The sequence below is a fragment of the Massilia sp. TSP1-1-2 genome, assembly GCF_049896185.1.
Classification (GTDB): Bacteria; Pseudomonadota; Gammaproteobacteria; order Burkholderiales; family Burkholderiaceae_D; genus Telluria_A.
In genome coordinates this window covers 225,040-239,529 of record NZ_JAFCTU010000006.1, presented here as the reverse complement: position 1 = coordinate 239,529, position 14,490 = coordinate 225,040, and the positions used below count along the sequence as shown (strand labels likewise).

The following is a 14,490-nucleotide window of genomic DNA, read 5'->3' as shown; positions in this document are numbered from 1 at the left end:
GATACTGCGTCAAAAATGCTCGCAAGGCCTCGGCCTTGCTCCGCTTTTGTTCCTTGTCTCTCGGCGATTTCGGAACACTTATAAGCAACGAACTTCCAACTCAGGACACTAGCCCCGCTTTTTCCCTTTTGCGCGCTGGTATTCCGGGCACTCGACTTGCAGCAGTTCCCGGTTGTCCAGACAAAAGGCGGTCAGCTTGCCGCCCCAGACGCAGCCGCTATCGAGGCCGATCACGTCCGCTCGCAGCAGCAGTCCCAGCGCCGACCAGTGACCGAAGACGACCGGCGTTCCCGCGCTGCGCCTTGCGGGCAGGTCGAACCAAGGCAGCAGGTGCGAGCCGGCAGGTGCGAGCGCGCTTTCTTTTTCCTTGAAATCCATGACGCCTTCCGGCGTGCACAGGCGCATGCGCGTGAGCGCGTTGACGATGCAGCGCAGGCGCGCCACCCCGGTGAGCGCCTCGTCCCAGCGGTCCGGCGTATTGCCGTACATCTGGCCCAGGAACGCGATCCAGTCCGGGCCGCGCAGCACCGTTTCCACTTCGGCCGCCAGCGCCAGCGTCTGCGCGGCGCTCCATTGCGGCAGCACGCCGGCGTGCACCAGCAGGTGGCCGCACGCCATGATGGCCAGCGGACGATGGCGCAGCCAGTCGATGAGAAAGTCGCGGTCGGGGGCGGCCAAAATCTCGGCCAGCGTGTCCGAGCCCGACGCTTTCTGCGCGCCGCAAGCGACGGCCAGCAGGTGCAGATCGTGGTTGCCGAGCAGGGCCTCGACCCGGCCTTCGCTCTCGAGCGCGAGGGCGGCGACGCGGCGCAGCGCGGCCAGCGAGGCCGGGCCGCGATTGATCAGATCGCCGACAAAAATGATCCGGGCGCCTTCTAGCGCATCGTCCGCGATACGGTTGAGCAAGACCTGCGCTTCATGCGCGCAGCCTTGCAAGTCGCCAATGGCGTAAGTTTTCATGCGATGGGCGATAAAATGGTCGGAATCCGCCAGTTTCACATAGAATTACGGCTCGATTCCACTACAACAGCAGGATGCGACATGATTTTAGTAACGGGCGGTGCAGGTTTTATCGGTTCCAACTTTGTTTTGGACTGGCTGGCGCAATCTGGCGAAGCCGTGGTCAACCTCGACAAGCTGACTTACGCGGGTAACTTGAACAACCTGGCGACGATCGATGGCGACGCGCGCCATACTTTCGTTCATGGCGACATCTGCGACGGGGCCCTGGTGTTGTCGCTGTTGCAGCAACACCGGCCGCGCGCAATTATTCATTTCGCGGCAGAAAGCCACGTCGACCGTTCGATCCTCGGTCCCGGTGAATTCATCAACACCAATATCAACGGCACCTTTGCGCTGCTCGAGGCGGCGCGCGCATATTGGTCGGCGCTGGAGGCGGGCGAGAAAGCGGCTTTCCGATTCCTGCACGTGTCCACCGATGAAGTGTATGGCACGCTCGGGCCGAATGACCCGCCATTTACCGAAACGACCACTTACGCGCCCAACAGCCCTTATTCAGCGTCGAAAGCGGCGTCCGACCATTTGGTGCGCGCCTATCATCACACTTATGGCATGCCGGTATTGACCACCAACTGCTCGAATAACTACGGTCCCTATCATTTCCCTGAAAAGCTCATTCCGCTCATTATCGCCAATGCGCTGGCCGAAAAACCGCTGCCCATTTACGGCGACGGCATGCAGGTGCGCGACTGGCTCTATGTCAGCGACCATTGCGCGGCGATCCGGCGCGTGCTGGCCGACGGGGTGCCCGGCCAGGTGTACAACGTGGGCGGCTGGAACGAAATGACCAATCTCGACGTGGTGCATACCTTGTGCGACATTCTCGACCGGGAAGCGCCCAAACAAGGCAGTTACCGCGACCAGATCACCTACGTGACCGACCGCCCCGGGCACGACCGGCGCTATGCGATCGATGCCGGCAAGCTGGAACGCGAACTGGGCTGGAAACCGGCCGAAACGTTTGAAAGCGGCATCCGCAAGACCGTGCAATGGTATCTGGCCAATCAAGCCTGGGTGGCCAATGTGCAGTCTGGCGCCTACATGAGCTGGGTCAACAAAAATTATGCGAACAGGGAGACTGCGCAATGATCAAAGCATTAGAACGCAAGGGGATTATTCTGGCGGGCGGTTCGGGCACACGTTTGTACCCGGTGACGACCTGCGTGTCCAAGCAATTGCTGCCCGTGTATGACAAACCGATGATTTACTATCCGCTGAGCACCCTGATGCTCGCCGGAATACGCGAGATCCTGATTATCTCCACGCCCCAGGATACGCCGCGTTTCCGCGAGCTGCTGGGCGACGGCAGCCAGTGGGGGATCAGCCTCAGTTATGCGGTTCAGCCTTCGCCCGACGGCCTGGCGCAAGCGTTCATCATCGGGCGCGATTTTATTGGCCAGCACCCGTCGGCGCTTATCCTCGGCGACAATATTTATTATGGTCACGGACTGGACAATAAGCTGAGTATCGCCAATGCGCGGACCGAAGGCGCGAGCGTGTTCGCTTATCACGTGCTCGATCCGGAGCGCTATGGCGTGGTGGAATTCGGCGACAACCAGCAGGCGCTGTCGATTGAAGAAAAACCGGCGAAGCCCAAGTCGAATTATGCCGTCACGGGGCTCTATTTCTACGACGAGCAAGTGTGCGACATTGCCGCACAGATCAAGCCATCGCCCCGGGGCGAGCTTGAAATCACCGACGTCAACCGCGCTTATCTCGAGGCCGGCGCGCTGAAAGTCGAAGTCATGGGCCGCGGCATGGCCTGGCTCGACACGGGCACGCACGAATCGCTGCTCGAAGCGTCGCAATTCATTGCAACCATCGAAAAGCGGCAGGGCTTGAAAGTCGCGGTGCCCGAGGAAATCGCTTTCCGCAAAGGTTATATCGATGCGGCTGCCCTCGAGCGGTTGGCCGCGCCCCTGAAAAAGAACGGGTATGGACAATACTTGCTGCAAGTTTTGAACGATAAGGTTTTCTGATGAAAGTAACACCAACCGCCATTCCTGAAGTAATGATTCTGGAACCTCAGGTATTCGGCGACGACCGCGGCTTTTTCTTTGAAAGTTTCAATGCCCGCCGTTTTGAAGAGCTGACCGGCGTCGCCTGTCATTTTGTGCAGGATAATCACTCCAAATCGGCCAAAGGCGTGTTGCGCGGTTTGCACTACCAGATCCGCCAACCGCAAGGCAAGCTGGTGCGGGTGCTGGCGGGTGCCATTTTTGACGTGGTCGTCGACATGCGCCGCTCGTCGCCGTTTTTCGGACGCTCGGTCGGCGTTCAATTGTCGGCTGAAAACCGGCACCAGATCTGGGTTCCGCCCGGTTTTGCGCATGGCTTCGTCGTCACCAGCGACAGCGCGGAAGTGGCGTATAAAACCACCGACTACTGGGCGCCCGAGCATGAGCGCTCGCTGCTGTGGAACGACCCGGCGCTGGCCATCGATTGGCCGCTGGATGGCGAGCCGATGCTCTCTGGCAAGGACAGCCAGGGCAAACTGCTGGCGGACGCGGAAGCCTTCGCATGAAGATCTTGCTGACCGGCGCCAGCGGCCAGGTAGGTTACGAGCTCGCGCGCAGCCTGCAAGCGCTGGGCGAGGTGGTGGCGGTGGACCGCGCGCGCATGGACTTGTCCGACCTGGACCAGGTGCGCGACGTGGTGCGCCAGGTGCGCCCCGGCCTGATCGTCAACCCTGCAGCCTACACGGCGGTGGACCAGGCCGAGAGCGAGCCGGAACTGGCGCATCGGGTCAATGCGCTGGCGCCGGGCGTGATGGCAGCAGAGGCGGCGCTGTTGGGCGCGGCCATGGTGCATTACTCGACCGATTACGTGTTTGACGGGACCAAGCTGGGCGCCTACGCGGAAGATGACGCCACCGGGCCGATCAACGTGTATGGACACAGCAAGCTGGCGGGCGAACAGGCGATTGCCGCTGCCGGCATTCCACACTTAATTTTGCGCACCAGCTGGGTGTATGGAATGCGCGGCAAAAACTTTTTGCTAACGATGCTGAGATTAACTCGCGAGCGCGATGCCTTGCGCGTGGTGGCGGACCAGCATGGCGCGCCGACCTGGAGCCGCACGATTGCCGAGTCCACGCTCGCCATCCTGGCGCAGGCACGACATGGCGGGCCGCAGTGGTGGGAAAGCAACAGTGGCATTTATCACCTTAGCGCTCAAGGGCAAACCACCTGGCACGGCTTTACCGAAGCCATTGTCGCGGCGGCCGGACTCACGTGCCAGGTAGTACCCATCACGAGCGCCGATTATCCGGTACCTGCTGCAAGACCGGTTAACTCGGTGATGACTTCCGAGAAACTCATGACGCGCCTGTGCGATCTCCCGCATTGGCACGACGCTTTACGTTTGTGCCTGGCCAGTTAAGATGCACCACAGAGATGCACCATAAAGATGCACCACAGAGATGCACCACGTGGAGGCAGAGGCGATAATTGCAGTCCTTATGCCACCAGCGGGCTGATCTGCCGCTCTGTGTCGGTGTCGACATAGTTTGCGGCATCGCATTTACTATATCCGGCAGTTCAAATCCGGTTCTCTGCATATTGCCTGATGTTTCTCTTAGGTAAATATCTGGCAGCAATGGACGGAATACGCTTGTACAGTGATATTTTTTTCCGTATCGTCCAATCGGCGATTGGTCGAAAAAGCGCGGGCACGCTTGGCAGGGGCAATTGGCAAACAGCGCCTTATCGATGGCTATTTTGGGTAATCGCGGTGATACCGGGCGCGCTGTTCTGGACCCAAATCGGACGATTGGTTTTCTTTGTTTATTGTTCGTCGTCAGTTATGGGTGGCGGAGCGGGCGTATTGTTCGATTTACGTCGCCGCGCTGGCGTATGGTGCGCAAGAAGAACTGGCGCAAATACGTAAATGTAGTATATTGCGACAATTGGTGGTTTTTCACCTGAACTGTTTCAACCCACTATTCGAGGAATAATGATGGATCTGTCTAATATGTCCGTTGGCGATTTGCGTAACCTGCAAGATCAAATCAAGCAGGAAATGAAAAAACGCGAGCACCAGGAAGTGGCAAAGGCACGCGAACAGATCCTGGCAATTGCCGCGAGCGTCGGCTTGTCGCCCAAAGACCTGATCGGCAGCGGCATTCGCGCCAAGACCGGTACCGTGGCGGTGCGTTATCGCCACCCGGACAACGCCTCCCAGCAATGGACCGGTCGCGGCCGCCAGCCTAAGTGGGTCAAGGAATGGGTCGACGGCGGCAAATCGCTCGACAAACTGCGCGTATAAACGCGCAACTGCCAGTGTTCCAGTAGCGGCACGATCCGCGGGCCATTTCCAAACGGCCCCGCTTGCCGCTACAATACCAACCGATGTGTTTTTAATCCGCCATTCCCCATATTGTTGCGCATGCTGCCACCGCTGTAGCCGGTCGCGTCATTCTCGTCTTTTCTAAGGTTCTCTCATGCTTGCACTTTCCAAGACCATTTTCAAGGCCTACGACATTCGCGGCGTCATTGGCAGTACGCTCGACGCCAGCGTGGCGCACCGGATCGGGCAGGCATTCGGCCGGGCCGCGCTGGCCAAGGGCGAAAAGACGGTGGTAATCGGTCGCGACGGGCGCCTGTCGGGGCCCGAGCTGGCCGCCGCGCTGGCCGCGGGGCTGCAGGCGGCCGGGGTCGATGTGATCGATCTGGGCGTGGTGGCAACGCCAATGGTCTATTACGGCACCAATGTGCTGGGCGCCGCCTCCGGCATCATGGTCACCGGCAGCCACAACCCGCCGGACTACAACGGCTTTAAAATGGTGCTGGCGGGCGAAGCGATCCACGGCGAGACCATCACCGCGCTGTATTATGACATCACCGCCCACGATGGCCGGCCCGCGCCGGTGCAGGGCGCCTACCGCACCCACGACATCCGCGCCGCCTACCTGGAGCGCATCATCGGCGACGTCAAGATTTCCCGTCCCATGAAAATTGCCGTCGATTGCGGCAACGGCGTGGCCGGCGCCTTTGCCGGCGACCTGTTTCGCGGCATGGGCCTGGAGGTGATCGAACTGTTTTGCGAAGTCGACGGCACCTTCCCGAACCACCATCCCGATCCTGCGCACCCTGAAAACCTGCAGGACCTGATTGCCTGCCTGCGCGAGAGCGACGCTGAAATCGGGATCGCCTTTGACGGCGACGGCGACCGCCTGGGCGTGGTCACCAAGGATGGCCAGATCATCTATCCGGACCGCCAGATGATGCTGTTCGCGGCCGACGTCCTGTCGCGCAATCCCGGCGCCCAGATCCTGTATGACGTCAAGTGCACGCGCCACCTGGCGCCCTACATTGCCAAGCATGGCGGCGAGCCGCTGATGTGGAAGACCGGCCATTCGCTGGTCAAGGCCAAGCTGCGCGAGACCGGCGCCCCACTGGGCGGCGAAATGAGCGGCCATATCTTCTTCAAGGACCGCTGGTACGGTTTCGACGACGGCCTGTATGCGGGCGCGCGCTTGCTCGAGCTGCTCACGCGCGAGGCCGATCCGTCGGCCCTGATGAACGCGCTGCCGCAGTCGGACAGCACGCCCGAGCTGCACCTGCACCTGAACGAAGGCGAAAACGTCCTGCTGATCGAGCACCTGCGCGCCAACGCCACCTTCCCCGGCTCCGAGCGCATCATCGACATTGACGGTCTGCGCGTGGAGTACCCGGACGGCTTTGGCCTGGCCCGTTCATCGAACACGACGCCGGTGGTGGTCATGCGTTTCGAAGCCGAGACGCCGGAGGCGCTCGAACGCATCCAGGGCCAGTTCAGGCGCGTGATCGTGGCCGCCAAGCCCGACGCCGTGCTGCCGTTTTAAGCTTGCCGTGGCGCGCCTGAACATCCTGCTGGTGCGCGTCTCGTCGCTCGGCGACGTGCTGCACAATTTGCCGATGGTGGCCGACATCTTGCGCCATTATCCGGACGCGAATATCGACTGGGTGGTCGAGGAAGGCTACGTCAGCCTGGTGCGCCTGAATCCCCACGTGCGCAACATCATTCCGTTCGCGCTGCGGCGCTGGCGCAAGAGCCTGGGCAAGAAGGCCACGCGCGACGAGATCAGGCAGTTTTTCAAGATGCTGCGCCGGGAGCAGTACGACTACGTGTTCGACACCCAGGGCTTGCTCAAGACCGGCATCATCATGGGCGCGGCGCGCATCGTCAAAGGCGGCAGCAAGGTGGGGCTGGCCAACGGCAGTGAAGGCTCAGGCTATGAAGCCATCTCGCGCATCTTCCACACCCGCAGCATCGCGCTCGACGCCCGCACCCACGCGGTCGCGCGCGGGCGCATGGTTGCCGCCGCAGCCCTTGGCTACAGCGCCGACAGCGCGCCCGACTTCGGCCTGCCCGGCCCGGACAGCGCGCGCCTGCTTGCGTGGATGCCGGAGCAGGATTACGCGGTCTTTTTCCATGGCACCGCGCGCGACGCCAAGAAGTGGGCGCCCGAAAACTGGATCGCCGCCGGCGCTGCGCTCGCGCCCATGCCGGTGCTGCTGGCCTGGGGTTCGGCGGCCGAAAAGCAGGAGGCCGAGCTGCTTGCCGCCAGCTTGCCCAACGCGCGCGTCCTGCCCAAACTGTCCATGGACGAAGCGGTCGCGCTGGCCCGACATGCCGCCCTTGCGATCGGCGTGGACACTGGCCTGACCCACATCGCTGCCGCCTTCGGGCGCCCGACCGTGGAGCTGTATTGCGACTCGCCCAAGTGGAAAACCGAGGGCAACTGGTCGCCCTGCATCGTCAACCTGGGCGACAAGGGCGCGCCGCCCTCGGCCCGGGAGGCAATCGACGCCGTGCGGTGCCTCTTGGACGCGCGCTGATGCGCCAGCTCTATACGCTGCTGTGGTGCCTGGCGCTGCCGCTGGTGCTGGCGCGCCTGTGGTGGCGCGGGCGCAAGGAGCCCGGCTACCGCCTGCACTGGCCCGAGCGGCTGGGCTTTTACGGCGCGCGCGGCGCCGGCGGCCATACGCTGTGGGTGCACGCGGTATCGGTCGGCGAGACGCGCGCCGCCGAGCCGCTCATCGACGCTCTGCTGCTGGCCTATCCCGACAGCCGCATCGTGCTCACCCACATGACGCCAACGGGCCGCGCCACCGGCCGCGCACTATTTGCCAAGCATGGCGAGCGCCTGGTGCAGGCCTACCTGCCGTACGACATACCCTTCATGATCCGGCGCTTCATCGGCCACTTTGCGCCGCGCATCTGCATCCTGATGGAAACCGAAGTGTGGCCCAACCTGATCGCCGTCTGCGGCGACAGGGTGCCGGTGGCGCTGGTGAACGCGCGCCTGTCTGCCCGTTCGCTGCGCCGTGGCCGCCGCTTTGGCAGCTTGATGACGGACGCCGCCAAGGCGCTGGCGCTGGTCGCCGCGCAGACCGAACAGGATGCCGCGCGCGTGCGAGAGCTGGGCGCCCCCCGCGTTGAAGTCACCGGCAGCATCAAGTTCGACGTCGTGGTGCCGCAGGCCGCGCTGACCATGGGCGCCTGGCTGCGCGGGCGCATCGGCCAGCGCGCGGTGCTGCTGTGCGCCAGCACCCGCGACGGTGAAGAAGCGCTGATCCTCGACGCCTGCGCCACGCTGCTGGCATTGCCCGGCCATCCCTTGCTGCTGCTCGTGCCGCGCCATCCGCAGCGCTTTGACGAGGTCGCCGCACTGGTGGCTTTGCGCGGCCTGTCGCTGCAGCGCCGCTCGGCGCTGGTCGAGCGCCCCGTCACCGCCCAGGTGCTGCTAGGCGACTCGATGGGCGAGATGTTCGGCTACTACGCGGCGTGCGACATCGCGTTCATCGGCGGCAGCCTGCTGCCGCTGGGCGGGCAAAACCTGATCGAAGCGTGCGCGCTTGGCAAACCGGTGCTGACCGGCCCGCACACTTTCAATTTCGAGCTGGTGACGCAGCAGGCGATCGCGGCCGGCGGCGCGGTATGCGTGGCCGATGCGACCGAGTTAGTTACCAAAACTCGTCAACTGCTGGTGGACGACGCGGCGCGCAAGGGCATGGGCGAGCACGCGGCGGCCTTTGCCGAGCGTCACCGGGGCGCGACAGCGCGCACAGTTGGTTTGCTGCGACACATGATTTTCTGACCACTGGTACCATGGCTCCACAATAAAAAGAGGGGATTGTCATGTCGTGGTTTGATCAGAGAACGCAGCTCGGCGACGGTTCACCCGTTGGCGGGCCCCTGCGGCGCGAAAGCGTCGCCAGCACCGCAGTGCGTGGCGACGCGCCTGACTCCGGTGCGCCCGTCGCCGGCCCCGCGCCGCGCGCCGAGGAACTGCATTTCAAGGTACGCTATGCGCTGCCCGAGTACATCAGCTTCATGTGGCAGCACGCCGGCTACCTGATTCGCCGGCGCCGCATCGGGCGCCTGCCCACCTGGTGGCTGCTCGCCAAAAGCACGGCGGCTGCCGCCATGCACTTTGTGGTGCAGGGCCGCTCGCGCCACCTGTATGACTTCCAGATCGACGTTCACGGCATCATCCGCACCAGTAACTCCGGCGTCACGCTGGTGCCGTGGGCGGACGTGAGCGCGATTCGCCGCTATTCGCGCGGCTACATGATGGTCCTAAAGCGCGGCACGCTGCCGATTCCGTTTCGCTGCCTGTCGGGCGCGCAGGCGGGCGTGATGGATGTCTTCGCAGCCGCCATCCGGCCGGCGCGCGGTGCAAGGCCGCTGCGCTAGTGTCCTGAGTTGGAAGTTCGTTACTAATAAATGTTCCGAAATCGCCGAGAGACAAGGAACAAAAGCGGAGCAAGGCCGAGGCATTGCGAGCATTTTTGACGCAGTATCGCGGGGATTCTCGGGATATTTATATAACGAACTTCCAACTCGGGACACTAGGGAAGCACTGATTAATTCATGAGGGCGGACTCGGCCGTGAAAAAAGACGCCCTGCGGCGTTGCAAATTCTCGCAATAGCTAGCTATTGCTGCGAATTTGCGCCTTGCTGGCCGCCTTTTTCACTGGCCGATTCCATCCCTCAGAATAAATCAGTGCTTCCCTAGCTGAAAAGCACGGGCAACTCCTGCGAGCGCGCGCGCAGCGCCTCCTTGGCGCCGTCGTAGTCGGGATAGACCGATGCCACGGTCGCCCAGAAGCGCGGGCTGTGGTTCATTTCGCGCAGGTGGGCCAGTTCGTGCGCCACCACATAGTCGATCAGCGGCAGCGAAAAATGCACCAGACGCCAGTTCAGGCGAATGCTGCCGCCCACCGTGCATGAACCCCAGCGCGTGCCGGCCGACGACAAGGTCAGCGCGCTGTAGTTCACGCCGAGCAGGATCGCGTAGTGGGCGAGCCGCTCGGTGAAAATACGCGAAGCCTCGTCGCGGTACCAGATCTTGACACGCTCCTTGAGCTGCCACTCCTGCAAGCCCTGCACCACCCCCACGCGCAGCACGCGCGCCGGTTCGTCATAGATGCAGTGGCTGCGCGCGGCGCTTTCAAGCCGCAGCGTGATGGCGTGGCCCAGGTAGGGCAGCTGCGCGCCGTCGACCCACTGCACGGGCGCTTTTTCATGGCGCAGCGCGCGCCGTTGGCAGCGTTCCTCAAGCTTGGTCAGGATCCAGCGCTGCTTGGCGCGGATGGCATTGTCGATTTCCACGAGGGTGATGCGCTTGGGCGCAGTCACGCGCAGGCCCTTGTCGTCGATCATGAAGCCGATCGAGCGCCGGGTGGAGCGGCGCAGTTCGAATTCGAGGCTGTGGGCGCCGAGCTGGATGCGGCGCAGTGGAATGCCGTTTGGCTCGCGCGGCGGGGCAGGGGGCGCGGTGACGGTGGGCGCGGTGACGGTGGGCGGGGTGACGGTGGGCGAGGTAACGGCGGGCGGGGTGACAGCGGGCGCAGTGACAATGGGTACGGTGACAGGCGGCGCCCTGAACAACGGCTGCGGCGGCGCCGCCTTGGGCGCCGGTTCGAGCGCGGCAAAGAAGTCTTGCGCGAACAGCTCAAGTTGCGAGCCGTTGATCTTGGGTGACGTCATGTTCTGTTGCGGTGTCGATGCTCGGATCAGGGCGCCAACTTCGCTCAGCCAGCGCTGTAGACGCGGGGCGAAATGACGCGCATTTCTGATTCTATCCACTTTTCCACCTCTTGCATCATGCTGTCAGCGGTGTGGCCATCCGGGGAGATCGGTTTGCCGATCGAGACGGTGATCACACCAGGACGTTTCAGGAAAGACTTCTTGGGCCAGCACTCGCCTGAATTATGCGCGATCGGGATGACCACCGTGTTGGTTTCTACCGCCAGCCGGGTGCCGCCGCTTTTGTATTTGCCCTTTTCGCCGACCGGGATGCGGGTGCCTTCCGGGAACATGATAATCCATTGGCCGTCCACCAGCCTGCGTTTGCCGATTTCAACCACATGCTTGAAGGCGTTCTTGCCATCCTTGCGGTCGATCGGGATCATGCGCAGCAAATACATGGCCCAGCCGAAGAAGGGGATGTACATGATTTCCTTCTTGAAAACGTAGACCAGCGGGCGTGTCAGGTTAGGCAGCAGGAAGATGGTTTCCCATGCCGACTGGTGCTTCGAGAGCACGATCGCCGGCGCGTCCGGCAGGTTTTCGCGGCCCTTGAATTCGTAGCGGATGCCGCAGATGACCTTGGCGCACCAGATGATGAAAACGTTCCAGCGCGACGTCACCCAGAAGCGCTTGTTGTACGGCAGCGGCGCGGCCAAAAAGCAGATACAGGCCCAGACGACGGTGGCCACGATCATCACAAGCATGAACAGCAGGGAACGCAGGAACAGGGTGAAATTACGCAAAAGAGTCTCCGGGTACGGCGCTAAACATGGGAAGGGGGTCAGATCGAAAAATGGGCCGCATGCGCGCCCGTCTTGAGCAGGTCGGCGACCATGGCGGCCAGGTCGGGAAAAATCTGGGTGCCGGGCGGCAGCCCGCCGGTCTCGGATGTCTTCTGGCCCTTGCCCGTCAAGACCAGGTAGGGCGCGCAGCCGCTGATGAAACCGGCCTGCAGGTCGCGCAGCGAGTCGCCCACCGTCGGCACGCCCTTCAGGCTGATCTTGAAGCGTTTCGAGATCTCCTCGAACATGCCCGGCTTGGGTTTGCGGCAGTCGCAGTTGTCAATCGCCGCATGCGGGCAAAAGAAAATGGCGTCGATGTCGGCGCCCACCTGCTGCGCCGCCGTGTGCATCTTGTGATGGATCGCGTTGAGCGTGCGCATGTCGAACAGTTCGCGCGCAATGCCGGACTGGTTCGACGCCACCACCACCCGGTAGCCGGCCTGGTTCAGCTGGGCGATCGCCTCGAGCGAACCGGGGATCGGAATCCACTCGGCCGGCGACTTGATGAAGTCGGGCGAGTCGTGGTTGATGACGCCGTCGCGGTCGAGGATGATCATCTTCATGCTTGGATCCTCAGGCTGCCAGCTTGGATATGTCGGCCACGCGGTTCATCATCGCGTGCAGCGACGAGAGCAGCGCCAGGCGGTTGTTGCGCAGTTCCACGTCGTCCGCCATCACCATCACCCCGTTGAAAAACGCGTCCACGTCGTCGCGCAGCTGCGCCAGCGTCTTGAGTGCGGCGGCAAAGTCGCGCGCGGCAAAGGCGGCGTCGACCTGTGGCCGCACGCGCGTCACGGCCGCGTACAGGGTTTTCTCCGCCTCTTCGTGCAGCAGGGACTCGGACACGGCGCCAATGGCCACCTCGGTCTTTTTGAGGATGTTGGTGATGCGCTTGTTGGCGGCGGCCAGCGACACGCTCTCGGGCAGCGCCGCAAAGGCCTTTACCGCATCGAGCCGCTCGACGATGTCGTGCAGGCGGTCCAGGTCGTCGACCAGCACCGCTTCGACTTCATTCGGTGAAAAACCGCGCTCGCGCAAAATGCCGCGCATGCGGTCGATCATGAAGGCGCGTACGTCCTTGACGGGATCGGTAAAGCCGGCGATGCCGGTGAAATTGGCGGCAGTGAGCGCAAGCAGCTGCGAGATCGACACGTCGATCCGCTTTTCAACCAGCATGCGCAGCACGCCCAGTGCATGGCGGCGCAGCGCGAACGGATCTTTTTCACCCGTTGGCTGCAGGCCGATGCCCCAGATGCCCACCAGCGTTTCGAACTTGTCGGCCAGCGCCACGGCGGTGCCGGTATTGGTGGACGGCAGCGCGTCGCCCGCAAAGCGCGGCTGATAGTGTTCGGTGGCGGTCAGGGCCACTTCGTCGCTCTCGCCGTCGTGGCGCGCGTAGTAGGTGCCCATGATGCCTTGCAGCTCGGGGAATTCGCCCACCATGTCGGTCAGCAGGTCGGCCTTGGATAGCAGCGCGCCGCGTTCTGCCAGCGCGACGTCAAATCCAAGTTCGCGCGCAATGGCGCCGGCCAGCGCCACCACGCGCTTGGAGCGCGCAGCCTGGGTGCCCAGCTTGTTGTGATAGACGACGTTTTCCAGCAGCGGCAGGCGCGCTTCAAGCGACTTTTTCTTGTCCTGCTCAAAGAAGAACTTGGCGTCCGACAGGCGCGGGCGCACCACGCGCTCATTGCCCCCGATGATGTGCTGCGGCTCGTCGGTGGCGATGTTCGAGACGATCAGAAAGCGCGAACGCAGCTTGCCGGCGGCGTCGGTCAGCGCAAAATACTTTTGATTGGTCTGCATGGTCAGGATCAGGCATTCCTGCGGCACGGCCAGAAATTCTTCTTCAAAGTGGCACTCGTAGACCACCGGCCATTCCACCAGCGCGGACACTTCCTCGAGCAGCGCTTCGGGCATCAAGACCTGGTCGGCGCCGGCTTTGGCCAGCAGCGAGGCGCGGATTTTTTCCTTGCGCACGTCCATGTGGGCGATGACCTTGCCTTCATTTTCCAGCGTGCCGGCGTACTGCTCCGCGTGCGCAATGGACAGGTCTTCGCCGTCGGTCAGGAAGCGGTGGCCGAGCGTGACGTTGCCGGCCTGAAGGCCCAGCAGCGTCAGCGGCACGACGGCGTCGCCATGCAGTGCCACCAGCTTGTGCGCCGGACGCACGAACTGCACCGTGGTGCCGTCGGGGCGCTGGTAACTCATCAGCTTGGGAATGGGTAGCTTGGCCCCCGCTTCTTCCAGCGCGCCTTGCAGGCCGGTGATCAGCGCGCTGCCGGCCACGCTGCGGGTGTAGAACAGGCTTTCGGCCTTGCCGTCGACGGCGCGCTCGAGTGCGGCGATGTCCAGGTCGGCCAGGCCCATGGCGGCCAGCTTTTTGGCCAGCGGCGCGGTGCCCTGGCCGGCGGCGTCCAGCGCCACGGAGACGGGCAGTACTTTTTCGCGCACCGATTTGTCCGGCGAGACGCTGCGCACCTGAGTGATGGAGACGGCCAGCCGGCGCGGCGTGGCGTAGGCGGTGGCAACGCTGCCTTCATCGAGGAAGTCGCGCGCCTTGAGGCCGTTATTCACGCCCGCGGCGAACGCGGCGCCCAGTTTGATGAGCGCCTTGGGCGGCAGTTCTTCGGTCAGCAGTTCGACAAGTAAGGTGTGGTTCATGTTTTT

General features: G+C 63.0%; 14 protein-coding genes. 9 read left to right on the top strand and 5 right to left on the bottom strand.

The window, feature by feature from the left end:
• Positions 1-108: 108 nt before the first annotated feature.
• Positions 109-960, bottom strand: a complete 852-nt coding sequence (locus ACP7BV_RS07820; protein ID WP_426103221.1) for a symmetrical bis(5'-nucleosyl)-tetraphosphatase — start codon at positions 958-960, stop codon at positions 109-111.
• A gap of 81 nt (positions 961-1,041) precedes the next feature.
• Here ACP7BV_RS07820 and rfbB point away from each other — a divergent pair, with 81 nt between their 5' ends.
• The 9 genes from rfbB to ACP7BV_RS07775 all read left to right on the top strand — a co-directional run bounded on the left by rfbB (position 1,042) and on the right by ACP7BV_RS07775 (position 9,702).
• On the top strand, positions 1,042-2,109 hold the full coding sequence (gene rfbB, locus ACP7BV_RS07815; RefSeq protein ID WP_426103219.1) for a dTDP-glucose 4,6-dehydratase: 1,068 nt from the start codon (positions 1,042-1,044) through the stop codon (positions 2,107-2,109).
• Entirely contained in the window at positions 2,106-2,999 is an 894-nt protein-coding gene (gene rfbA, locus ACP7BV_RS07810; RefSeq protein ID WP_426103217.1) for a glucose-1-phosphate thymidylyltransferase RfbA, read from the top strand. The genes rfbB and rfbA overlap by 4 nt, the downstream gene beginning before the upstream one ends.
• Positions 2,999-3,544: a dTDP-4-dehydrorhamnose 3,5-epimerase gene (rfbC, locus tag ACP7BV_RS07805; RefSeq protein ID WP_426103215.1), complete on the top strand. Its 546-nt coding sequence runs from the start codon at positions 2,999-3,001 to the stop codon at positions 3,542-3,544. Before rfbA ends, rfbC begins: the two co-directional genes overlap by 1 nt.
• Positions 3,541-4,401: a dTDP-4-dehydrorhamnose reductase gene (gene rfbD / locus ACP7BV_RS07800; protein ID WP_426103213.1), complete on the top strand. Its 861-nt coding sequence runs from the start codon at positions 3,541-3,543 to the stop codon at positions 4,399-4,401. Before rfbC ends, rfbD begins: the two co-directional genes overlap by 4 nt.
• A gap of 576 nt (positions 4,402-4,977) precedes the next feature.
• Positions 4,978-5,286 (top strand): H-NS family nucleoid-associated regulatory protein, encoded by a 309-nt coding sequence (locus tag ACP7BV_RS07795; RefSeq protein WP_426103231.1) that lies wholly within the window; start codon positions 4,978-4,980, stop codon positions 5,284-5,286.
• A gap of 175 nt (positions 5,287-5,461) precedes the next feature.
• The gene (locus ACP7BV_RS07790) at positions 5,462-6,844 is read left to right on the top strand and encodes a phosphomannomutase/phosphoglucomutase (protein WP_426103211.1); all 1,383 of its coding nucleotides are present in this window, start codon (positions 5,462-5,464) and stop codon (positions 6,842-6,844) included.
• 16 nt (positions 6,845-6,860) lie between these two features.
• On the top strand, positions 6,861-7,841 hold the full coding sequence (waaC, locus tag ACP7BV_RS07785) for a lipopolysaccharide heptosyltransferase I (RefSeq protein WP_426103229.1): 981 nt from the start codon (positions 6,861-6,863) through the stop codon (positions 7,839-7,841).
• Positions 7,841-9,103 carry a lipid IV(A) 3-deoxy-D-manno-octulosonic acid transferase gene (waaA, locus tag ACP7BV_RS07780; protein WP_426103209.1) on the top strand — a complete coding sequence of 421 codons (1,263 nt, stop codon included), beginning with the start codon at positions 7,841-7,843 and terminating at the stop codon, positions 9,101-9,103. Before waaC ends, waaA begins: the two co-directional genes overlap by 1 nt.
• 41 nt (positions 9,104-9,144) lie before the next feature.
• On the top strand, positions 9,145-9,702 hold the full coding sequence (locus ACP7BV_RS07775; protein ID WP_426103207.1) for a YcxB family protein: 558 nt from the start codon (positions 9,145-9,147) through the stop codon (positions 9,700-9,702).
• 319 nt (positions 9,703-10,021) lie between these two features.
• On the opposite strand, the gene ACP7BV_RS07770 is transcribed toward ACP7BV_RS07775, so the two are convergent.
• Genes ACP7BV_RS07770 through glyS form a run of 4 tightly spaced genes read right to left on the bottom strand, consistent with a single transcriptional unit; the run spans position 10,022 to position 14,484 of the window.
• Positions 10,022-10,999: a M48 family metallopeptidase gene (locus ACP7BV_RS07770; protein WP_426103205.1), complete on the bottom strand. Its 978-nt coding sequence runs from the start codon at positions 10,997-10,999 to the stop codon at positions 10,022-10,024.
• Between the two features lie 44 nt (positions 11,000-11,043).
• The gene (locus ACP7BV_RS07765; RefSeq protein WP_426103202.1) at positions 11,044-11,784 is read right to left on the bottom strand and encodes a lysophospholipid acyltransferase family protein; all 741 of its coding nucleotides are present in this window, start codon (positions 11,782-11,784) and stop codon (positions 11,044-11,046) included.
• 38 nt (positions 11,785-11,822) lie between these two features.
• Positions 11,823-12,386: a D-glycero-beta-D-manno-heptose 1,7-bisphosphate 7-phosphatase gene (gene gmhB, locus ACP7BV_RS07760; protein WP_426103200.1), complete on the bottom strand. Its 564-nt coding sequence runs from the start codon at positions 12,384-12,386 to the stop codon at positions 11,823-11,825.
• 10 nt (positions 12,387-12,396) lie between these two features.
• Complete coding sequence (gene glyS / locus ACP7BV_RS07755) at positions 12,397-14,484, bottom strand: glycine--tRNA ligase subunit beta (RefSeq protein WP_426103198.1); 2,088 nt, start codon at positions 14,482-14,484, stop codon at positions 12,397-12,399.
• Positions 14,485-14,490: the final 6 nt, after the last annotated feature.